General features: G+C 66.3%; 15 protein-coding genes. 8 read left to right on the top strand and 7 right to left on the bottom strand.

Annotated elements, in window-relative coordinates; translation table 11 throughout:
- Positions 1 to 60: 60 nt before the first annotated feature.
- From CRO50_RS18705 to CRO50_RS18695, 3 genes are all read left to right on the top strand, one after another.
- Positions 61 to 822 (top strand): SDR family NAD(P)-dependent oxidoreductase, encoded by a 762-nt coding sequence (locus CRO50_RS18705; RefSeq protein WP_097147465.1) that lies wholly within the window; start codon positions 61 to 63, stop codon positions 820 to 822.
- The gene (locus CRO50_RS18700; protein WP_232617818.1) at positions 819 to 2,468 is read left to right on the top strand and encodes an acyl-CoA dehydrogenase family protein; all 1,650 of its coding nucleotides are present in this window, start codon (positions 819 to 821) and stop codon (positions 2,466 to 2,468) included. Before CRO50_RS18705 ends, CRO50_RS18700 begins: the two co-directional genes overlap by 4 nt.
- A gap of 141 nt (positions 2,469 to 2,609) precedes the next feature.
- Positions 2,610 to 3,827, top strand: a complete 1,218-nt coding sequence (locus CRO50_RS18695; RefSeq protein ID WP_097147463.1) for an aminotransferase class V-fold PLP-dependent enzyme — start codon at positions 2,610 to 2,612, stop codon at positions 3,825 to 3,827.
- Positions 3,828 to 3,845: 18 nt separating this feature from the next.
- Here CRO50_RS18695 and CRO50_RS18690 read toward each other — a convergent pair whose 3' ends face one another.
- The gene (locus CRO50_RS18690) at positions 3,846 to 7,214 is read right to left on the bottom strand and encodes a molybdopterin cofactor-binding domain-containing protein (RefSeq protein ID WP_097147462.1); all 3,369 of its coding nucleotides are present in this window, start codon (positions 7,212 to 7,214) and stop codon (positions 3,846 to 3,848) included.
- The gene (locus CRO50_RS18685) at positions 7,211 to 7,705 is read right to left on the bottom strand and encodes a (2Fe-2S)-binding protein (RefSeq protein ID WP_097147461.1); all 495 of its coding nucleotides are present in this window, start codon (positions 7,703 to 7,705) and stop codon (positions 7,211 to 7,213) included. Before CRO50_RS18685 ends, CRO50_RS18690 begins: the two co-directional genes overlap by 4 nt.
- Positions 7,706 to 8,033: 328 nt before the next feature.
- Here CRO50_RS18685 and CRO50_RS18680 point away from each other — a divergent pair, with 328 nt between their 5' ends.
- Both CRO50_RS18680 and CRO50_RS18675 read left to right on the top strand, forming a co-directional pair.
- A complete protein-coding gene (locus CRO50_RS18680) occupies positions 8,034 to 9,848 on the top strand; it encodes an ABC transporter transmembrane domain-containing protein (RefSeq protein ID WP_097147460.1) in 1,815 nt (604 codons plus the stop codon).
- 246 nt (positions 9,849 to 10,094) lie between these two features.
- Positions 10,095 to 11,993, top strand: a complete 1,899-nt coding sequence (locus CRO50_RS18675; RefSeq protein WP_097147459.1) for an acyl-CoA synthetase — start codon at positions 10,095 to 10,097, stop codon at positions 11,991 to 11,993.
- Positions 11,994 to 12,052: 59 nt separating this feature from the next.
- On the opposite strand, the gene CRO50_RS18670 is transcribed toward CRO50_RS18675, so the two are convergent.
- From CRO50_RS18670 to katG, 3 genes are all read right to left on the bottom strand, one after another.
- Entirely contained in the window at positions 12,053 to 12,694 is a 642-nt protein-coding gene (locus CRO50_RS18670) for a response regulator (protein WP_097147458.1), read from the bottom strand.
- An 11-nt stretch (positions 12,695 to 12,705) separates the two neighbouring features.
- Positions 12,706 to 14,928 (bottom strand): sensor histidine kinase, encoded by a 2,223-nt coding sequence (locus tag CRO50_RS18665; protein ID WP_097147457.1) that lies wholly within the window; start codon positions 14,926 to 14,928, stop codon positions 12,706 to 12,708.
- 505 nt (positions 14,929 to 15,433) lie between these two features.
- Positions 15,434 to 17,608 carry a catalase/peroxidase HPI gene (katG, locus tag CRO50_RS18660; RefSeq protein WP_097147456.1) on the bottom strand — a complete coding sequence of 725 codons (2,175 nt, stop codon included), beginning with the start codon at positions 17,606 to 17,608 and terminating at the stop codon, positions 15,434 to 15,436.
- Positions 17,609 to 18,162: 554 nt separating this feature from the next.
- Here katG and CRO50_RS18655 point away from each other — a divergent pair.
- Entirely contained in the window at positions 18,163 to 18,585 is a 423-nt protein-coding gene (locus CRO50_RS18655; protein WP_232617817.1) for a hypothetical protein, read from the top strand.
- Complete coding sequence (locus tag CRO50_RS18650; RefSeq protein WP_097147455.1) at positions 18,582 to 19,868, top strand: relaxase/mobilization nuclease domain-containing protein; 1,287 nt, start codon at positions 18,582 to 18,584, stop codon at positions 19,866 to 19,868. The genes CRO50_RS18655 and CRO50_RS18650 overlap by 4 nt, the downstream gene beginning before the upstream one ends.
- 270 nt (positions 19,869 to 20,138) lie before the next feature.
- On the opposite strand, the gene CRO50_RS20260 is transcribed toward CRO50_RS18650, so the two are convergent.
- On the bottom strand, positions 20,139 to 20,306 hold the full coding sequence (locus CRO50_RS20260) for a hypothetical protein (protein ID WP_157791775.1): 168 nt from the start codon (positions 20,304 to 20,306) through the stop codon (positions 20,139 to 20,141).
- 243 nt (positions 20,307 to 20,549) lie between these two features.
- Here CRO50_RS20260 and CRO50_RS18645 point away from each other — a divergent pair, with 243 nt between their 5' ends.
- Positions 20,550 to 20,732, top strand: a complete 183-nt coding sequence (locus tag CRO50_RS18645; protein WP_097147454.1) for a hypothetical protein — start codon at positions 20,550 to 20,552, stop codon at positions 20,730 to 20,732.
- A 37-nt stretch (positions 20,733 to 20,769) separates the two neighbouring features.
- Here CRO50_RS18645 and CRO50_RS18640 read toward each other — a convergent pair whose 3' ends face one another.
- Positions 20,770 to 21,669: an ArdC family protein gene (locus tag CRO50_RS18640; protein WP_097147453.1), complete on the bottom strand. Its 900-nt coding sequence runs from the start codon at positions 21,667 to 21,669 to the stop codon at positions 20,770 to 20,772.
- Positions 21,670 to 21,698 lie beyond the last annotated feature (29 nt).

Below are 21,698 nucleotides of genomic sequence, written 5' to 3'. Positions count from 1 at the left end.
TCGTCGCGCGGGGGCCTTCGTCTGCCGCCGCGCGACCGCGAGTGAAGAAAGGTTGAAGTCATGAAATTGCAGGATGTGCATGTCGCCGTCACCGGGGGCGGCTCCGGACTTGGTGCGGCCACCGCGCGGGCGCTTCACGCCGCGGGGGCAAAGATCACCGTGGTCGACCGCAACGCCGAAGCGGCAGAAGCCGTGGCGGCAGAGCTCTCGGGCGTTGCCAAGGCCATCGACGTGGCCGACCCGGTCGCGGCCGAGGCCGCTCTGGACGAGGCCATCGCGGCGCAGGGCCCCCTGCGCGGGCTGGTGAACTGCGCCGGTATCGGCGAGGCGGGCCGCGTCGTGGGCCGGGAAGGCCCGCTGCCCTTCGAGGACTTCGAGCGCACCATCCGGGTGAACCTGCTGGGCTCCTTCAACATGCTGCGGCTGGCCGCGGCGCGGATGACCCTTGAAGAGCCGCTTGCGGACGGCGAGCGTGGCGTGATCGTCAACACCGCCTCCGTGGCGGCCTTCGACGGCCAGATCGGCCAGGCGGCCTACTCGGCCTCCAAGGGCGGCATCGTCGCCATGGCGCTGCCGATCGCCCGCGAGCTCGCGCGGTTCGGTGTCCGGGTGAACACCATCGCGCCGGGTCTCTTCCTGACGCCGCTGCTGGAAGGGCTGGGCGAAGAGGTGCAGAAATCCATCGCCGCCACCATTCCCTTCCCGCAGCGCCTAGGCGATCCGGCTGAATACGGCGCCACGGTGAAGTACATCTTCGAGACCGCATATCTGAACGCCGAGGTGATCCGTCTCGACGGCGCGGTCCGCATGCAGCCCAAATGAGCGCCGAAATGGACGCGGGGCTGATCGCGGGCCTGCTCTCGGTGACACCGGGCTGGGCCGGGCTGGAAGAGACCATCGGGCTCGAGCCCGACGACACCGCCATGATCCTTGCCGAGGCCTGGCGCCTGGGCGAGGACCTGCTGGATCCCATGGCGGCCAGGGCCGACGAGGAAGGCTGCCGGATCGAGAACGGACGTCTGCTGACCCCCGAAGGCTACGCCGAGGCTTTCGCCCGGCTGGGTGCCGACGGCTGGCTGGCCGCCGACCTGCCCGAAAGTGTGGGCGGACAGGGGTTGCCGACGACCCTGCATGCCGCAGCTTCGCTGGGGTTCGAGGGCGCGGCCATGCCCTTCATGATGCTCGCGGGCTCGACCCGCGCGGCGGCGCATTGCCTGCTGGCCGCAGCGCCGGACCTGGCCGAGAGCTGGGCGCCGAAGCTGGCCTCGGGCGAATGGGCGGCGACGATCTGCATTTCCGAACCTGACGCGGGCTCCGATGTCGGCCGCATCCGCGCCAAGGCCGAGGACCGGGGCGATCACTGGCGGATCACCGGCCAGAAGTGCTGGATCTCCTTCGGCGACCAGGACATGACCAGCCGCATCGGCCATCTCTGCCTCGCCCGCACCGGCGCGCCGCAAGAGGGCACGCGGGGGCTGACGCTCTTCCTGGTGCCCGATGTGCTGGACGATGGAAGCCGCAACGCGATCCGCCTGGAACGCATCGAAGAGAAACTGGGGCTGCATGGTTCGCCGACCTGTGTGCTCTCCTTCGAGGGGGCCGAGGCGCAGATGTTGGGCGAGGCGGGGCGAGGCCTGCCGACGCTTTTCCGCATGATCGAACTCATGCGGCTGCAGACCGGCTGCCAGGGGGCGGGCATCGCCCTGCGCTCTGCCGCGCTGGCCCGCCGCTACGCCGCAGAGCGGCTGCAGGGCGGGCGTCCGGACGCGCCGCCGGTGCCGATCCTTGCCCATCCCGACGTGCGCCGGCAGTTGCTGGACATCGAAAGCCGCGCCGCCTTGCTGGTGGCCCTCGTGCTCGAGGCGGCGGTTGCCGCCGACCAGGCCCGCGCGGGTGATCCCGCCGCGGAGCTGCGCCAGGCCTTCCTGCTGCCGCTGGCCAAGAATTTCGGCGGCGAAGGCGCCTTCGAGACCGCCTCGGGTGCCGTGCAGGTGCTGGGCGGGGCCGGCTATACCCGCGAATGGCCCGCCGAGCGCTACCTGCGCGATGCGCGGATCATCACCATCTACGAGGGCACCACCGGCATGCAGGCGCAGGACTTCCTTGTCCGCCGCCTGTTGAAGGACGGCGGCCAGAGCCTCGGGGCCTTCCTGCAGGCCGCCCGCGCCGAACTGGCCGAGGCGCCGCCCGGTGCCGAGCAGGCCACCGCCATCCTCGATCGCTTCGAGGCACTGGCCCGGCGGCTCATGGCCTCGGATGCGTCCATGGCAGAGCGTCTGGGCCAGGCCGATGGCTACCTGCGGGCGGGCTATGCGGCGCTGACGGCGCTGCTGGCTACGCGGCTGGCCAGGGTCTCGGACCGGGGTGCGGCCTGGGCCCGCTACCGCCTGCATTTCGCCGATGCCGAGCTCTATGCGGCCGAAACCGCCTGCGCGCTCGCGCCGGATCTGCTGGCCGAGGCGGGCTGACAACCGGCCCGTGGAGGGCTGAAAGCGCTTTGGATCGACCGGGAAGAAAAGATAAATCCAAAAGGTTCTTGATCCCGGTTGGTCCATCGCGTGAACTATCCCGAGTAAGGTGACGTTTATGATCCCCTGGGGTAGTACCGAATGTATTCTGGTTTCATCGCGCCGTCCGGCATGGACGTAGAGGCGCTGCGCAAGGCGACTCCGGCCCTACCGGGTGTGGTGCATTTCAACACGGCGGGCAGCGGGCTTCTGCCCTTTGAGGTGGCCGAGGTCCTGCAGGAACACCTGGCGCGCGAGCTGCGACAGGATGCCAGCGCCGCCGCCGCATCTGTCGCCGAAGAGATCCAGGACGCGCGCGAAGAGGCCGCCCGGCTGATCGGGGCCGATACCTCCGAGATCGCCTTCACCACCGGCAATTCCGACGGCTGGAACGCGGCCTTCACCGCCATGCCCACGCTCAGGCCCGGCGACAGGGTACTGGTCGGGGCGGGGGAATGGGGCGGCAACGTCCTGACTCTGATCCAGGAATGCGCCCGCACCGGCGCGCGGCTCGAGCGTATCCCCGAGCTGGCCGATGGCCGCATGGATATCTCGGGGCTGGCCGACATGATCGACCCGAAGCTGCGGCTGATCGCGGTGAGCTGGATCGGTGCGCACCTGGGCCACGCGGCCCCGGTCGAGGCCATCGGCAAGATCGCCCGCGCCCATGGCATCCCCTATTTCGTCGATGCGGCCCAGGCCGCCGGCGTGCTGCCCATCGACGTGTCCCGCATCGGCTGCGACGTGCTGACCGCACCGGGGCGCAAATCCCTGCGTGGTCCAAAGGGCACCGGCTTTCTCTACGTCCGCGAAGGCTTCCTGGAGGCGCTGCAACCGCGTGGCCTGACCCTGCACGGGGCGCATGTGATCACCGGCAAGGTGGTGCTGCGCAGCGATACCGGGCGCTTCGAGGCCGATGAGTTCTCGCCCGCACTGCGTCTTGGTCTCGGCGCGGCGCTGAAGCTTGCCAACCGGCTGGGCGCGGAAGAGATCCGCCACAGGGTGCTGGAGCGCTCGGAGGCATTGCGGAGGGTGCTCAGCGAGGTGCCGGACCTGGTGCTGCGCGAGACCGGACCGGCCGAGAGCCATATCACCACCTTCCACCATCCCGCGATCTGCGCCGACAAGCTGCAACATGCGCTGGCCAAGCGCGATATCGCGGTCAAGGCCATGGGCGCGCGGGTTGCGCCCTTCGCCACGCTGGAGGCGCCGCGGGGCTCGGTCTGCCGCGCGTCTGTCAGCTACCTGACCGACGACGAGGATATCGAGCGCCTGGGAGCGGCGCTTTCCCAGATCCTGGCCGAGGTCGACGCGAGCTGAGCCGGGCCGGAGCTGGGCTTAAGGCCAGCCCGGAAGATCCGGCGCATAGCGGGCACGCAGGTAGCGCGCCATGGCAGCGATATCGGTCTCGGAAAGCTCGGCGGCGAAGCCCGGCATGTCACGCAGCGCAGTGCCGCGCGGCGCCGAGAGACCGTCTCGGATCACCGATTGCACGGTCTCGGGCCCCGGCGCGCGCAGGGCGGGCGCCATGGTCAGGGGCACCTGGGCCGCGCTCAGCATGCCCTCGAAGGCGGGCTCGTGACAGGTGGCACAGGCGCTCTCGAAGATGCGGTGAATACGGTCCGGCGCCGGGGGCAGGGCTTGCTCGGGCGCCGGTGCGGGGGTTTCGGTGATCTGCGAGGCCAGGTAGCTGGCCATGGCGCGCAGGTCCTCTTCAGGCAGCTGCGAGGTGCCCGCGATGACTTCGGCCATGGGGCCCGACGCGGAAGAGAGACCGGGGGCGGTGCCGCTGGCGAGATAGGTGGTCAGGGTCTCGACGCGCCAGCCCCGGCGGCCGGGCTCGGCGCCGGCCAGCGCGGGGGCGAACCAGTCGCGGATCATCGCGCCCTGCAGCGGGCGGGCGGTATCCGGCGCCCCGAGCGCACCGCGCGGCGTGTGGCAGGCCGAGCAATGGCCGACGGTCTCGACCAGGTAGCGGCCCCGGTTCCACAGCGCATCCTGTGCGGGATCGGGGGTCAGAACCTCCTGCTTCGGCGCAAGGGCGTTCCAGGCTGCCATGGCCGGGCGGGGCACCTGCATCTGCGCCTCGGGGGTCTTTGCAAAGACCGGCTCGAGGTTTCGCAAATAGGCGTAGAGCGCTTTCAGATCCGTCTCTTCCATCCCCGCGAAGGCGCTGTAGGGGAAGGCCGGGTAAAGGTTGCGCCCGTCGCGGCTGATGCCCTGCCGCATGGCGCGGGCGAAGGCCTCGAACGACCAGCGGCCAAGGCCGGTCTCGGGGTCCGGCGTCAGGTTGGTGGAATGCACCACGCCGAAGGGGGTCTCGATGGGTTTGCCGCCGGCGTTTGGCGCGCCCCCCGGCGCGGTATGGCAGGAACCGCAGTTGCCCGCCGCGAACAACATCTCGCCCCGCGCCAGCTCTTCCGCCGAGCTCTGCACCGCGGGCACCACCGGCGCGATGGCCCGCGCCATGGGGAAGGACAGGACCCCCAGCCCGGCGAGCCCCATGAGACCGATGGCCCCGGCGACAAGCTTCGCCTTCAGCGGAGGCTTAGGCGGGGCGGGCAGGGCGGCGGTCGGGGTCGTCGTGGTGACGCCCATGGCCGCGCGCATCTTCTCGGGCGTGAAGGGCACTTCGCGCATGCGCACGCCGGTGGCATCGAAGATCGCGTTGGCGATGGCCGCAGCCGCAGGCACGGCGGCGCTTTCGCCGACACCGAGGGGCGGGTCCTCGGGGCGCGCGACGATCATCGTCTGCACGTCAGGCAGCTGCGGGAAGGTTGTGATCGGGTAATCGGCAAAGCTCTGGTCGCGCACCCGGATCTCGTCGAACGAGACCTCTTCGGTCAGCACCCGGCCCGCCGTCTGGATCACGTTGCCATGGATCTGCTGGCGCACCCCGTCGGGGTTGATCACCAGCCCCTGGTCCTGGCCGACGAAAACGCGGCTGAGGGTGACCTCTCCGGTCTCGCAATCCACCGCCACGTCGACAACCCAGGCGGCAGAGGCCGCGGCCACGCCGGGGAAGGGGCCATGCACATAGGTGGCGAAGGCGAAGCCCTGGCCGTAGGCCATGCGCCCCTCGCGGCGCAGGCGGGGGCCGGATTGGGCCTCCCAGCCGGCTTCCTCGGCGGTCTTCTTCACCAGCTCGGCCTGGCGCGGATCGTCCATCTGACGCAGGCGGAAGGCCACCGGGTCCTCTCCCGCCTCATTGGCCAGCTCGTCCATGTAGCTCTCATGGGCGAAGGTATTGGGCAGGGCCGAGACGCCGCGCAGCCAGGAGGCGCGCACGATGGGTGCCATGTCATGGGCCAGGATGCGCTTGTGGGGGATGCGGTAGGGCGGCACGGCGGTGCGGTCGCCCATGGTGTCGGGCCGAGGCTCGGGCGAGATGCGGCCCGTCAGCAGCAGCGCCAGGTTGGGACCCCGGTTCGAGGGATACCAGCTGGCGAAGTCATAGGCATGCAGGTCTCCGGCGCGGGTGCCGCCCCGGATCTCCATCAGCTGGGCGGCGCCCTTGGGCTCCCACAGGCTTTCCTGGGCGCGGGTCAGTTGCACCCGGACCGGGCGCCCGCAGGCGCGCGACAGCAGCAGCGCATCTCCGGCCACGTCATCGGCGCAGTTGCGGCCATAGCAGCCGGCGGCCTGGTGGCGGCGGATCTCGATCTGCTCGTCGGGCAGTTCCACCAGCACCGCCAGATCCCCGCGCAGCATGTGCGGGTTCTGGGTGCCGGACCAGACCACCGGCGCGCCGCCGTTCCAGTCGGCCACGGCGCAGGAGGGCCCGATGGAGCCATGCATGTGCCAGGGCCAGACATAGCGGCGATCGAGCCGCGTCTCGGCCTCACCCAGGCCTTTCTCGATATCTCCACTCTCGACCAGAAGGCGCGGGGTCGAGGGGTGCTGCTTGAGCGTCTGAGCAACCTGCTCCATCTCAGGCAGGGGCGGAGGCAGGTGCCAGTCCACCTTCAGCGCCTCGGCGATGGCGCGCGCCTGGGGCGCGCTTTCGGCCAGGACGGCGAGGAAATCGGCCTCTCGATGGATGCCGAGGAAGCCGGGCATGTGGCTGACCGAGCTCTCGTCGTAGCCTGCCAGCGAACGACCGATGAAATCGCCCGAGTCGCGGCCTGCGTAGGGCGGGCGGATCACGTGGCCGTGGATCATGCCGGGGATGCGCACATCCTGGATGAACTCATGCTCTCCGCGCAGCTTGGCTTCCAGGTCGCGGCGCCCGGCGGGCTGGCCCACGACACGGTAATCGGCGGGGTCCTTCACGGGGTGCTCTTCGTCCAGCTCCAGCCGGTCGGCATGGTTCTCCAGCAGGGCGGCATAGGGCACCGTCTGACCCGACCAGTGGCAGGCGCCGTCGCGGGTCTCGACCTCTGCGACAGCTGCGCCGAGGCGCAGCGCGGCCTGCTCCACCAGCCAGCGACGGGCCTGGGCGGCGGCCAGGCGCAGCGGCCGGGCGGCGATCTGGATCGTCTCCGAGGCGATGGTCGGACCCTGGTTCGGGGTCTCGGCGGTATCCCCCAGACGGATCGAGACGGCAGAAAGCGGCAGGTCCAGCTCTTCGGCGACAATCTGGGCCAGGGCGATCTCGATGCCGGTGCCGAGGTCCACGTGACCGTTGTAGCCCGTGGCCTGACCCTCGGGCGTCAGCGTGACATAGAGGTCATCCCCCTTGCCGACGGAAAGCGCGTGGCGGGTCATGTGCGGTCTCCCCCCTGACGCATCAGCCGGGCGGCTTCGCGGACCGAGGCCACGATCTCGAGATGTGCGCCACAGCGGCAGAGATTGTGCCGCAGGGCTTGGTGGATCTCGTCCTCTGAGGGGTCGGGGTTGCGGTCCAGCAGCGCGCGGGCGGACATCACCATGCCGTTCAGGCAGTAGCCGCACTGGGCACCCTCGCGGGTCAGGAAGGCCTGTTGCAGCGGATGCAGGGCGCCGGTCTCGGGATCGGCCAGCCCTTCCAGCGTGGTGACGGCGCGACCCGCGACCTTCTCGGCGCGCAGCACGCAGGCGCGGGCGGGGGCGCCGTCGACCAGCACCGTGCAGGCCCCGCATTGCGCCAGTCCACAGCCGTACTTCGGCCCGTTCAGCCCCAGGTCTTCGCGCAGAAGATCCAGCAGCGACAGCCCCTCTGTCCCCCGGCATGTCACCGCGCGGCCATTGAGCGTGAGCGTGAGCTCGTCTTGCACCATCCCGTCCCCGGACGCCTTCGGGCGCCTCTCTCTGCTTGCCCGAGGCTGCGCGGCAGTCCCGGTAAATTCGCTTGCGCACGAACAATGTAACGGTTTCGACGAAAGCGCCAGAGGCAGTGAGCCACCAAAGTGCGATCATCTCAAGTTTCCTCTGGCACTGCGTAGCGGGAAGGCAGGCGGGGAGGGCGCGAAGGGCGCAGGGGGGCGGGCCTTGCGCCGGCACCCGGGGCGCGGCATTTCAGCCTGTCGCCGGGTGGCCCGCCTTGACCACCGGGCATGGGGGCGGCATGAAGCCTGTGGCCCCGGTTTCTTTCCCTCCGCGGGCGAGATGGAAGGAGCAGCCGTGGCCCGTAGCCCCGTGACCGACCCCAGCCAGCAAGAGCGCGAGACTTCGCGCCGTGTCGGCGCCCTGGCAGAGCTTTGGCCCTTCCTCAGCCCCTATCGCGGCATGTTGGCCGGAGCGCTGATGGCGCTGGTGCTCACCGCCTCGGTCTCGCTGGTCCTGCCGCTGGCGGTGCGCCGGGTGGTGGACAACTTCGAGGTCGGCTCGGCCGCGCTGCTGAACCAGTATTTCGCCGCCGCCATCGGCATCGCGGCGCTGCTCGCCCTGGGAACGGGGCTGCGCTACACGCTGGTCACCAGACTGGGCGAGCGCGTGGTGGCCGATATCCGCATGGCGGTCTTCGGCCGGGTCATCGGGCTCAGCCCGGCCTTCTACGAGAAGACCATGACCGGCGAGGTCCTCAGCCGGATCACGACCGACACGACGCTGATCCAGTCTGTGATCGGCTCTTCGGTCTCTGTCGCGCTGCGCAACATGCTGATCTTCTTCGGCGGCTTCGTGATGATGATGCTCACCTCGGCCAAGCTGACCGGGCTGGCGCTGCTCATCGTGCCGCTGGTGGTGGTGCCGATCCTGACGCTGGGCCGTCGCCTGCGCAGCCTCAGCCGCGAGAACCAGGACTGGATCGCCGCCTCCTCGGGCAATGCCTCCGAGGCGCTTCTGTCGGTGCAGACGGTGCAGGCCTTCACCCACGAGGCCCAGAGCCGCGCCGCCTTCAACCGGGTCACCGAAGAAAGCTACCGCTCGGCCCTGCGCCGCATCCTGACCCGCGCCGTGCTGACGGTGATCGTCATCTTCCTCGTCTTTGCCGGCGTCGTGGGCGTGCTCTGGATCGGTGCAAATGACGTGCGCGGCGGCGGCATGTCCACCGGCGGGCTGGTGCAATTCGTCATCTACGCGGTGATGGTCGCGGGCTCGGTCGCCGCCCTGTCGGAAATCTGGTCCGAACTGCAACGCGCCGCGGGCGCCACCGAGCGGCTGGTCGAACTGCTGCAGATCGAGGACGCGGTGCGCGACCCGGCAGAACCCTCAGCCCCCGCAGAACCCGCTCGCGGAGAGATCACCTTCGAGGATATCTCTTTCTTCTATCCCTCACGCCCGGCGGCCGCGGCGCTCGACCAGATCAACCTGACGATCAAGCCGGGCGAGACCGTGGCCGTGGTCGGCCCCTCGGGGGCGGGCAAGTCGACGCTGATCCAGTTGATCCTGCGCTTCTTCGACCCGGTCTCGGGCCGGGTGCTGCTGGACGGGGTGGATCTGCGCGACATGGCGCGGGTGGACTTCCGCCGCTCCATCGCGCTGGTGCCCCAGGACCCGGTGATCTTTGCCGCCTCCGCCCGTGAGAACATCCGTTTCGGCTGGCCCGGTGCCAGCGACGAAGAGGTGACCGAGGCCGCCCGTGCCGCCGCCGCCGAAAGCTTCATCGAGGCGCTGCCCGAGGGCTGGGACAGCCCCGTGGGCGAGCGCGGCGTCATGCTCTCGGGCGGGCAGAAGCAGCGCATCGCCATCGCCCGCGCCATCCTGCGCGACGCGCCGGTGCTGCTGCTGGACGAGGCGACCAGCGCGCTTGACGCGGAAAGCGAGAAGCTGGTGCAGGGCGCGATCGAGACGGTCTCGCAGGGGCGGACCACGCTGATCATCGCGCATCGCCTGGCGACCGTGAAGCAGGCCGACCGCATCATCGTCATGGAGGAGGGGCGCATCGTCGCCCAGGGCCGCCACGACGAGCTGGTGGCCGAGGGCGGGCTCTATGCCCGGCTGGCGCGCCTGCAGTTCACCGACGGATCCGACGCGGCCTGACCGCCGCTGCTCCGGGGCCCGCCGCTTCTCCGGCCGGGGCCCATCACCTTGGATTCCCTTACGTTACGGCAGGTAAATTCCGGCCCCGCCTCCGACATTCTGTCTTGTTTTTCCTGTCGCCATGCTAGGCTTCGGGCGACGCGGCGTTCTGGGAGGTCAACGCAGCGTCACGCTTGCCATCGGGCAAGCGCCGGAAAATCTAGCGGGAAGCGCAGGGAGGCGCGCAAGCAGATGGGAGGAGAAAAGATGAGCTTCGGCGGTGTGGCTGATGCCAAGCGGATAACCGAGGAAATGCCCTGGGAAGCCAGGGATGTTCCGACGACGGTCTACCAGATGGTGGGGCGGACCGCTGCATCCTATCCCAACAACAAGGCAGTGACGTTCCAGCTGGAATCCGGCCCCAAGGACCCTGCCCAGACCCTCACCTGGACCGAGCTTCACGCCCAGATGGGGCAGGCGGCCAACCTCTTCCGCTCCCTGGGGATCGGCGAAAGCGACGTCGTGGCGCTGGTGCTGCCCAATTCGCTCGAGACCGTGGTGGCGACGCTGGGGGGCATGACCGCCGGGATCGTCAACCCGATCAACCCGCTGCTGGAGGCCGAGCAGATCTCGGCCATCCTGCGCGAGACCGGGGCCAAGGTGGTGGTGACGCTGAAGGCCTTCCCCAAGACCGATGTGGCCCAGAAGGTCTACGAGGCGGTGCGCCATGCGACAGGCGTGCACACGGTGCTCGAGATCGACCTGAACCGCTACCTGAGCCCGCCCAAGTCCTGGATCGTGCCCTTCATCCGGCCCAAGGTGCCGGGGCGGCACCACGCGGATATCAAGAACTTCAACCAGGAGATGGCGAAGCAGCCGACCGAGCTCACCTTCGCCGACAGCGAGACCGACCGGATTGGCGCCTATTTCCACACCGGCGGCACCACGGGCATGCCCAAGGTGGCGCGGCATCTGCATTCGGGGCTGGTCTACAATGCCTGGATCGGGGCCACGCTGCTCTTTGCCGAAGACGACAGCATCATGTGCCCGCTGCCCATGTTCCATGTCTTCGCCAGCCACGTGATGCTGATGGGGGCCTGCATGTCCGGCGCCCACGTGGTCTTCCCGACGCCCGCCGGCTATCGCGGCGACGGGGTCTTCGACAACTTCTGGAAGCTCTGCGAACGCTACCGCACCACCTTCATCGTTTCGGTGCCGACCGCCATCTCGGCGCTGATGCAGCGCCCGGTGAATGCCGATGTCTCTTCGGTGAAGCTCTGCTTCTCGGGCTCGGCGCCGCTGCCGGTGGAGCTTTACAAGCGTTTCGAGGCCGCCGCCGGGCTGACCATCCTGGAGGGATACGGGCTGACCGAGGCCACCTGCCTGGTCTCCTGCAACCCCGACCAGGGCGAGCGCAAGCATGGCTCCGTGGGCGTGCCCTTCCCCTATACGGACGTGCGCATCCTCGACAACTCCAGCGGTGAGCCGCGTGAATGCGGGGTCGACGAGGTGGGCGAGATCTGCGTCGCAAACCCCGGTGTCTTTGCCGGCTCGACCTATACCGAGGAGGCCAAGAACCGCGACCTCTTCCACTACGACCGCTACCTGCGCACCGGGGACCTCGGACGCCTCGATGCGGATGGCTATCTCTTCATCACCGGCCGCGCCAAGGACCTGATCATCCGCGGTGGTCACAACATCGACCCTGCCGAGATCGAAGAGGCCCTGCTGTCGCATAGCGCGGTGGCCTTCGCCGGCGCCATCGGCCAGCCCGATACTCGCGCGGGCGAGCTGCCCTGCGTCTATGTCGAGCTGGTGGACGGCTCCAGCGCCACCACCGAAGAGCTGCTGGCCCATTGCAAGGTCCATGTGCACGAACGCGCCGCCATCCCCAAGTATCTCGAGGTGATGGACGAGCTGCCGAAGACTGCCGTGGGCAAGGTCTTCAAGCCTGAACTGCGCAAGATGGCCATCGCCCGCGTCTTCAATGCGGCACTGGCAGAGGCCGGTCTGCCCGCCGAGGTGGTCTCGGTCGTAGATGACAAGAAGCGCGGGCTGACCGCCCAGGTGGCGCGGCGCGGAGAGGTCGACGAGGTCGCGCTCAGAACGCTTTTGGGCAACTTTGCCAACCCCTGGGAGTGGGCCGAGGCCGTCGAACCCGCCTGATCATCCGGCCAGCGCCAGTTGACCGAAAGGCCCCGGTATCGCCGGGGCCTTTCGCATTCTCAGTCGCGCTGCGGGGCCAGGCCCATGCGGGTGGCATGCCAGGCGGCCTCGGCGCGCGACGAGATGCCGAGCTTGCGGTAGATCGTCTTGATGTAGCCGGCCACCGTGGTCTCGGCGATGTCGAGGTTCTGCGCCACTTCCGCGTTGCGCAGCCCACGGGCGATCAGCGCCAGGACATCGCTTTCGCGCGGCGTCAGCCGGGCCGCGCTGTCGACCGGGCCGGTATTGCGGAAATGGCTCATGATGCGGCGCGCGATCACCGGCGAAAGCGCGGGTATGCCGTGGCTGATCTGGCGCAGCTGCGAGGCCAGCAGCTCGGCCGGGTGGTCCTTCAGCAGGTAGCCCTGTGCCCCGGCAGCCAGGGCCGCCACCACATTGGCATCATCGGCGGAGGTCGTGGCGATGACGCAGGTGGCCTCCGGGTAGTCCTGGAGGATCTCGGTCAGCAGCTCCAGGCCCGAGCCATCCGGCAGGCCGAGGTCGATCAGTGCCAGATCCACCGGCCCGCGTCGCAGCGCCTCGCGCCCGCTGCGCAGGGTCGCGGCCTCGCTGACCTCTGTGCCGGGGAAGGCGTCGCGGGCGATCTGGGCCAGCCAGCTGCGGGTTTCGGGAACATCCTCTAGGACAAGGGCGCGTTGCATGGTCTTCCTTCCTATTCCGCGGCCCGCTGCTGGACCTCGGTATCGGCCCGCGGCAGGAGAGCCTCGATCAGCACCCCGCCGCCGGGGGCCTGGCTGAGCTCCAGCGTGCCGCCAAGACGGGCGACGCGGGCGCGCATGTTGCAAAGCCCGTGGCCGGGCGCGTCGTTGCTGGTCACCCCGGCCCTGAAACCGCGCAGCACCTCGGCGGGGATGCCCCGGCCATCATCGGCGATGCTGACGCGGATCATTTCGGGACGGGGCTCGATCCGCACCGTGACACGGCTGCAGCCTGAGTGTCGGCGGGCGTTGTTCACCGCCTCGCGCAGGATCGAGCGCAGGGCATGGGCCATCGGATCGGGCAGGCGCAGCCCCGTATCGGGCGTGGTCGGCCAGTCGAGCGCGATGCCCGTCACCGCCAGCAGCTCTGCCAGGTCGTGACGCAATTCGCCCAGGATCTCCGACAGCTCCGCATCGGGCTGCCTGTCGCCGTCCTCGATGATGCGTCGCAGATCGGCGAGGGTCTCGCGGATCAGCTCGTCCTTGCGGCTGCTGAGCGGGCTGTGCAGGGCGCCCAGCAGATGGACCGCGATATTGTCATGCACATCGCGCGCGATGCGGGTGCGTTCGTCATTGGCGCCGGTGCGATAGGCGCGGCGGCCTTCCAGAAGCTGCTGCAACACGGTGCAGATCACCTCTGCCCGCGACAGATCCATGGGAGAGAAGAGCCGCCGCCCGTCATCCCGCCAGCGCAGCCGGTAGGCGGGCAGGGGCGGCACGGCGGGCAGCAGCAGCGCGATGCCCTCCTGGGTGATGCGCGGCAGGGTTACCGCCTCTCCCTCCGGCAGCGGCTCGATGGAGAGAGAGCCGAACTCCAGCGCCAGCAGCTTCTCGTAGCGCTTGCGGCGGCATTCATCGTCGCGGGCGAAGGCCACCTCGTCGGCGGCGCGGACAAGCTCGCTGATCGGCTGCGCCTTGCGGCGGCGTTTGAGCAGGGCCCGCGCCGTGGCGTCCCGCAGTGGCAGGTAGAAGATGCCGACGAAGAACAGCGAGATCCCCAGAGCGGGCACCTGGTCGAGCGACAGCAGCAGCACCAGCGCCGCATCGATCAGCAAGAGCAGCGCCGCGCCGGTGAAGTAGAACAGCGTATGCAGCGCCAGGCGCTCGACATCAAAGAGGCGGTGGCGCAGCACGGCGCGGGCGAAGCCCAGGTAGACGATGCCGAGCAGGGCAAAGGCATAGCCCTGCGGGAAAGCAAGCGGCAGCCCCAGCAGTGCGGGCAGGGAGCGGGTCAGCACGAAGCTTCCGGTCCCCAGCCCGGTGCAGATGCCGATGATCCAGAGGGCGGCGCGGGCCGGAAGGTCTCCGCGTGTTGCCCGGATCTGGCAGAAGGTGCAGAGGATCGCTCCCAGCAGGATCAGGATCGTGGGTAGCTGGAAGCCGATGGCGTTGGAATGGATCAGCCCGGCCTGGTTGACCAGCGCCCAGCCCACCACCAGCGGCAGCTGGCCCAGCACCACCCAGCGGGGCGCGATGCGGCGCGGATAGCACAGGAAGAGCCCGAGGATGCCGGCGCCGAAGATTTGCGCGCCAATCTGGTTGGTGCCACCGAGCCAGGCCAGGTAGTTCTGCGGCAGGGCAAGCTCTCTGGTGCTGTAGATCGCCGCGGCATTGGCCGCCATCTGCAGCCCGACCCCGACGGTCAGCAGCATCAGCTGCGGCAGCCGGCGTGGGTGCAGGGCCCAGACCCAGCCGCCGAAGCCGACGGCGAAGACGCCGGTGAGTATCTGCACCCAGAACACCGGCGGCAGGCTGGACAGGCTGCGCCGCGGTGCGGGTTGCAGGCTGACCTGCTCGATCTGGCCCTCGGGCAGGAGCAGGTGCAGGGTCACCTTGCCGTCGCGCAGCACCTGGGACAGCCTGTGCTGGTCGGCGCGGAAGGCCTGCATGGTCTCGTAATCGCTGAGCGTGTCCGGCTCTTCGATCAGCGTCACGCCCGAGACCGGCACCGAAGGATCCCTGGCCGAGCCGATGGCCAGCAGCCTGCTGCCCGCGGGAATTTCGGCGTCGGGGATGTCGCTTTGCCGGATCAGCAGGCCGGGTCCCGCATCGGGGATCGCCAGCCGCAGACCGAGGTGAGGATGTTGCAGCGCAGCAGACACCGCGGCAAGCGCGATGCAAATGGTGATCATACCGACCGCGAGGGTCAGCAGAACAGGCGTTGCAAATCTTCTCATCCCTACGTGTCGGTCTTCTTTTCAGGCCCCCGGCTGCCACGAAAGCGCGTTTGGGAGCCGATGTCTCCCCCTGAACGAGGGAGGTTTCGGGATGGCTGATCACAGTTTCGTTAACGGGTCCGGAACCCCCTGATCGGGGGGCAGACCGAGCGGGCGCAGCAGGAAATAGTCGGCACATGATCGGAATCGCCCATGTGGGGGGGACGCCGGTCAAAGGGACAGTTTTCGGTGATCGGTTTTCCAGTGAGCGCGGCTTCTCGCAGCGGCAATTTTCGCCCTGTGTGCCGCGTTCTCACGCTGCGATCGCCAAAGGCATCCGGTGCCACGTTCTCAGACGGCCGGTCCCATCCCGACAGAAGTGAGTGGTCGTCGTGGCCCGGATATTTCAGCACCAAACCCTTTTCATTAAGAAACCGGGAGCCGTCCCCCAACGGCTCCCGGCTATCTTTTCAGGCCCCTCCGAGGGGGCGTTGCCCGGCCCCGAAGGGCCGGACGACAGGGCTCCTCAGGCCAGGTCGAAGCGGTCGGCGTTCATCACCTTGACCCAAGCGGCGGTGAAGTCCTTCACGAACTTCTCGGCCGCGTCGTCCTGGGCGTAGACTTCGGAATAGGCGCGCAGCACCGAGTTCGAGCCGAAGACCAGGTCGACCCGGCTCGCGGTCCATTTCACCGCACCGCTCTTGCGGTCACGGATCTCGTAGAGCCCCTTGTCGACTGGCACCCAGGAGTTGGCCATGTCGGTCAGGTTGACGAAGAAGTCCGTGGTCAGGGCGCCGATCCGGTCGGTGAAGACGCCGTGCCTGGTGCCACCGTGGTTGGTGCCGATGGCGCGCATGCCGCCGACCAGAACGGTCATCTCGGCTGCGGTCAGGCCCAGAAGCTGGGCGCGGTCCAGCAGCATCTCCTCGGCGGAGACGACGTAGTCCTTCTGCTGGTAGTTGCGGAAGCCGTCGGCCAGCGGTTCCAGCGCGTCGAAGCTGTCGGCGTCGGTCTGTTCTGCGGTGGCGTCGCCACGGCCCGGCGCGAAGGGCACCGAGAGATCAAACCCGGCCTCTTTCGCCGCCAGTTCCACCCCGACATTACCCGCCAGGACGATGGCATCGGCCAGCGAGGCCCCGGCCTGGGCGGCCAGCGGCTCAAGCACCGAAAGCACCTTGGTGAGGCGGGCGGGCTCATTGCCGTCCCAATCCTTCTGCGGTGCCAGGCGGATGCGGGCGCCATTGGCCCCGCCGCGCTTGTCCGAGCCGCGGAAGGTGCGGGCGCTGTCCCAGGCGGTCGAGACCATCTCGGAGACCGTCAGACCCGAAGCGGCGATCTTCGCCTTCAGGTGGCCGATGTCGTACTGGGTTTCGCCTTCGGGGATCGGGTCCTGCCAGATCAGGTCCTCGGCGGGCACGTCCGGGCCGAGGTAGCAGGACTTGGGCCCCATGTCGCGGTGGGTCAGCTTGAACCAGGCGCGGGCGAAGGTTTCCGAGAAATACGCGGGATCGGCCATGAACTTCTTGCAGATCGCGTTGTAGGTCGGGTCGACCTTCATCGCCATGTCCGCATCGGTCATCATCGGCATGCACTTGATCGACGGGTCTTCCACGTCGACGGGCATGTCCTCTTCCTTGATGTCGATGGGGGCCCACTGCCAGGCACCTGCGGGCGACTTCACCAGTTCCCATTCGTATCCGAAGAGCAGTTCGAACCAGCCCATGTCCCACTGGGTGGGGTTCTTGGTCCAGGCACCCTCGATGCCGGACACCACGGTGTCACGACCGATGCCGCGGCCCTTCGTGTTCATCCAGCCCATGCCCTGGGCTTCCAGCTCGGCACCCTCGGGATCTGCCGAAAGGTCATCAGCATTGCCGTTGCCGTGGCTCTTGCCGATGGTATGGCCCCCGGCGGTCAGGGCGGCGGTTTCCTCGTCGTCCATGGCCATGCGGGCGAAGGTCTCGCGCACCATGGCGGCGGTCTTCATCGGGTCGGGCTGACCGTTCACACCTTCCGGGTTCACGTAGATCAGGCCCATCTGGACGGCGGCCAGCGGGTTTTCCATCGTCTCGGGCTTGGTCACGTCGTCGTAGCGGGTGTCCGAGGGGGCCAGCCATTCCTTCTCGGCGCCCCAATAGACGTCCTTTTCGGGATGCCAGATGTCCTCGCGGCCGAAGGCGAAGCCGAAGGTCTTCAGGCCGGCCTTCTCATAGGCGATGGTGCCCGCCAGGACCATCAGGTCAGCCCAGGAGATCTTGTTGCCGTACTTCTTCTTGATCGGCCACAGCAGGCGGCGGCCCTTGTCGGTGTTGACGTTGTCGGGCCAGGAGTTCAGCGGCGCGAAACGCTGGTTGCCGGTGCCCGCTCCGCCACGGCCATCGGCCAGGCGATAGGAGCCGGCTGCGTGCCAGGCCACCCGTGCGAACATGCCGACGTAGGAGCCCCAGTCCGCGGGCCACCAGTCCTGGCTGTCGGTCATCAGCTGCCGCAGGTCATCTTTCAGCGCTTCCACGTCCAGCTTCTTGAGCTCCTCGCGGTAGTCGAAGTCAGGCCCCAGCGGATTGGTCTTGGTGTCGTGCTGGTGCAGGATGTCCAGGTTCAGGGCGTTCGGCCACCAGTCGGTGACGGTCGTGCCGAGTTTGGTCTGTCCACCGTGCATCACCGGGCACTTGCCGGCAGAGTTCACGTCGTTTCCATCCATAGGTCTTCTCCGAAGTAGGCTACGTCAATCGTTGCGGAGGGGCGGCATCACCATCGGCGCCCGCAGACCCGAGAGCTCGGGAGGGCGGCGCGGCGATGCGTTCTCCTCGTCCAACATCAGGCTAGCAGGGCGCTGCTATAGCTTACAATTGTATTTATAGAGATTCTAAATAGGAAAATGTTATGATGGCTGCGCGCCGTCGAAACGCGTCATGCGATAGCGCTGCCCTGGGCTTGCCGCCATGGGTAGAGGGGCAGGCGTGAGGGGGCAGGGGGCGCAGAGAGCGGTCTGACGGGGCAGGCGGATACTCGCGCAGCACCATGGGCCTTGCGGGGCGCATGACCTCGGGTCAGGGTCGCATAATTGCGGATGGCGCCGCGACTCGCGGCGCGCGAACGGGACGCAAATGTCGCGGTCAGAGCGATGAAACGTCTTGTTTTCAAAGGGGGAGATGGTGCTGCTGGAGAGAGAGAACTTGAACTCTCTCTTCGAAGTCCTGGAAGAATGGGAAGTCCATCTCGCAGACTGTGATCTTCACGATCTGGGGTGCGGTGATGACGAACCAACACCTTGATTTCAATCAACATTCCGGCGATTCTCAGACATCGGCGACCAAGACGCCAACGCCGTTCTCCCTGCGCTTTACCTTCGAGGAACGTGCCAAGCTGGCTGACGCTGCCAACGGGGTTCCGTTGGGCACCTATATCAAGGCGGTACTGTTTCAGAAGGACTTGAAAAAGGTCCGGCGGCGCGGCACGCACCCAGTTGCCGACCATCGGGAGTTGGCGCGGGTCTTATCGGCCCTCGGTTCTTCCCGGCTCAGCAACAACGTCAACCAGCTTGCCAAGGCGGTGCATACCGGCTCCTTGCCGGTAAATCCGGATACCGAAAGCGAGTTGCGCTCGGCCTGCGCGGATATCGCGGCGATGCGCTCAATGCTGATCGTTGCCCTTGGGCTGGAAAGCGAGGGGCCATGATCCTCAAAGCCAGCGAAAGAGCGAATGCCGCCAATCTGGCGCGACATCTGATGAACACGAGGGATAACGAGCATGTGGAACTGCACGAGCTGAGTGGGTTTGCCGCCGATACGCTGCACGGCGCTTTGCAAGAAGTGCAGGCTATCGCCAAGGGGACGCGGTGCAAGAATTTCCTGTTCTCGGTCTCACTCAGCCCCCCTGAGACCGAAAATGTGCCCATCGACATCTTTGAGGCTGCGGTGAACCGGATCGAAAAACAGCTTGGGCTGGAAGGCCAGCCCCGCGCCATCGTCTTTCATGAGAAGGAAGGACGGCGGCATGCGCATGCCGTTTGGTCGCGGATCGATGTTCGAGAGCTAAAGGCGATCAACCTGCCGCATTACAAGAACAAGCTGAACGGCATTGCCCGTGAACTTTATATCGAGCATGGTTGGGACATGCCGGAGGGCTTCAAACGGGGGCGGAATCCCAGCCCGCTCAACTTCACGCTGGCTGAATGGCAGCAGGCCAAACGGCTGGGCCATGATCCGAAGCGGTTGAAGGAGATCATACAGGAGTGCTGGGCCAAGTCGGACTCTGCCTCCTCCCTGCGCAATGCACTGTTCGAGCATGGCTATTTTCTGGCACATGGCGACCGACGCGGCTTTGTGGTGCTGGATTATCGCGGTGAGGTCTTTTCATTGTCCCGTTTTGCGGGCGTGAAGAACAAAGACGTCAAAAACCGCCTTGGCGACGCGCCGGAGCTTCTGTCCGTCGATGAAACCCGGCAATGGATCGCCGCAAAGATGACCAAGCAGGTGCAGTCTTATGTGCATGAGCTGGAGGAGAAATATCGCAAGCAGGGTCTGTCGCTCACCTTCCGGCGCAAGGATATGGTGGACCGGCATCGCGCCCTACGCGCTGAACTCAAGCAGAGACACACCGAACGCTGGCAAAACGAAGAATGCAACCGCGCCGCCCGTCTGCCACGCGGTCTGAAAGGCCTGTGGAGTTGGGTCACCGGCAACAGCCGTAAAATCCGTGCCCAGAACGAGAAAGAAGCAGCGGAAGCTCAGAAACGCGACCGCCAGGAACGGCAGGCCATCATTGAAAAGCAGCTTGCCGAACGCCGAGCGCTGCAAGCTCTGATCGTCCTGCGCCGCAAGCATGAACAAAAGATGCTCTCGCGGCTCAGCCGGGATGTGATGGAGTACCTTGCCATGGGTGAGGAAGCCCGCGAACTCGTGCAGAAGCGTCAAGAACAGGACATCAAGCGTGACCATGGGCCGAAGTTGGAGATGTAGGGAGAAGCGGTTCTTTAACCGGACATCTGACGAACCACAAGAGTATCTATATATACCCTTTCCGTGATGATTGGATCATTTATAGATGCCCCAAAAATTTTAAATGCAGCAAATTTCAAGAGGTGGGAGGGGCTTAGTGCCCCTCCGTGGTTGCCTTGACTCTGGCGGCGACTTCAGCAGTCATTCCGCCTCAAACCACGGCGCACGAGCAGCGGTGGTTTTTCTGAAAATTTGGTAATGAAACCAACATAACGAACAGGCCAACATCACCTATTCACACGCAACCCGTCGAGCTTCTGCGAAGTCGTCGGCGCTCAGTTTCTGATAATCATTTTCCCGAAGTGACTGGGCCAACATCGACTGGGCTTCCCTGACATCAACCGCAAACGCGACCGGTTCAGGTCGCCTCGCGGACTTGGTCTTGTGCATGTCGGCCATAGCAGCCTCCTTTCCCTCTTTCTTCATGGTCTCACATTTGTGCGCCAGATACCAAAGCTCACAGATTGAGCGTCGTCCGTGCAGTCCTATTCTGATCGTTTCTTCAAGGGTGACGACGATTTCTCCTTTTCCTTAATTGCCGTTCAACCGCCGAACCATCCAGGCCTTCCTTGAGTCGAGGATGACGTGAGGGCCGAAAGGCCCTGAACGGTTCGGGGCCTCCGATCAAAAGGAGGAAAAGACATGAAACTCGTCACACGATTTGAAGCCGCAGCGCTGCCAACGAAAGAACTGCGCGGCCTCTACCGCCAAGCGTTCAACGCGCAAGCCTTGGCACTGCCAGGATCGCAAAATCATCAAGACGCGCTCGCGTCGATGCACAACATCGAAGCCGAACTGGCACTGCGCCCGCCCTGCGGGCCTTAACTCAGGCGGTCAAGCCATCAGGCTTGACCGCAATTTTTCATTCTGCCGCCTGCACCACTTTCGCCTGCGGCTGCAAGTCATGCAGAAAGTCCGCCGCCCGCTGGGCATGAGCCGCTGCGCTGAAGATAGCGCGCTTGTTATTCTTCAAAACTTTCAGCCAGCTTTGAATATAGGCTGCGTGGTCTGTGCCGGGTTCCGGTGTCAGTGTCAGATCGGCGCAAAGGAATGCTGCGCCCAATTCCGCAACAAGCTCCTCCATCGCATAGCCTTCATCCCCCCAGCGTTTGCGACCGAAATCACGTTCCAGCCGTTTGCGATGTTTTGTCCAATGTGTGACCTCGTGCGCCAAGGTTGCATAGTAGGCTTCCGGCGCACGAAACATTTCGAAATGCGGCATTTGCACATGATCGCTTGCACTGCTGTAAAAGGCACGATTGCCGCCATGGCGAATATCCGCACCCGTCGCAGTAAAGAACCCCTCCGCATGGTCCATCCGCCCCACCGGATCAATCACCGGCTCAGGTTGAACATAGTAGTGCTCAGGCAGGCCTTCGAGTTGCTCAACATTGAAGACGGTATAGGCTTTCATATAAGGAATTCGGCGTTCTTCCTCGCTGCCGTCCTCGGCCTCTTCGGTCTTGGTGAGCGTGTTGGCATAGACAACCTGATTGCCCTTTTCGCCCTTCGTCACATGGGCACCCAATTCTCTGGCTTGTTTGAAGGTCATCCAGCAAGGGGACAAAAAGCCAGCATCCAGTGCGGCTCCCCAAAGCATCAGAACATTGATGCCGCTATAAGGCAGACCGTTGTGCCGCATCGGACGTGTAATCCGTCCCTCGGCATGTCCGGCGCTCCATGGCTTCAACCATGTGAGTTCGCCCTTCTCAAGATCGGCAATGATCTTGTCAGTAACTTTGGTGTAAATATCAGTTTTCATTTGCTTTCCCTCTTGGATAGTCGGTTGCG

Source organism: Pseudooceanicola antarcticus, from assembly GCF_900215355.1.
In the GTDB taxonomy this organism is placed as follows: Bacteria; Pseudomonadota; Alphaproteobacteria; order Rhodobacterales; family Rhodobacteraceae; genus Pseudooceanicola; species Pseudooceanicola antarcticus.
The sequence above is the reverse complement of the archived record's forward strand: the minus strand, read 5'-3'. Positions and strand labels throughout refer to the sequence as shown.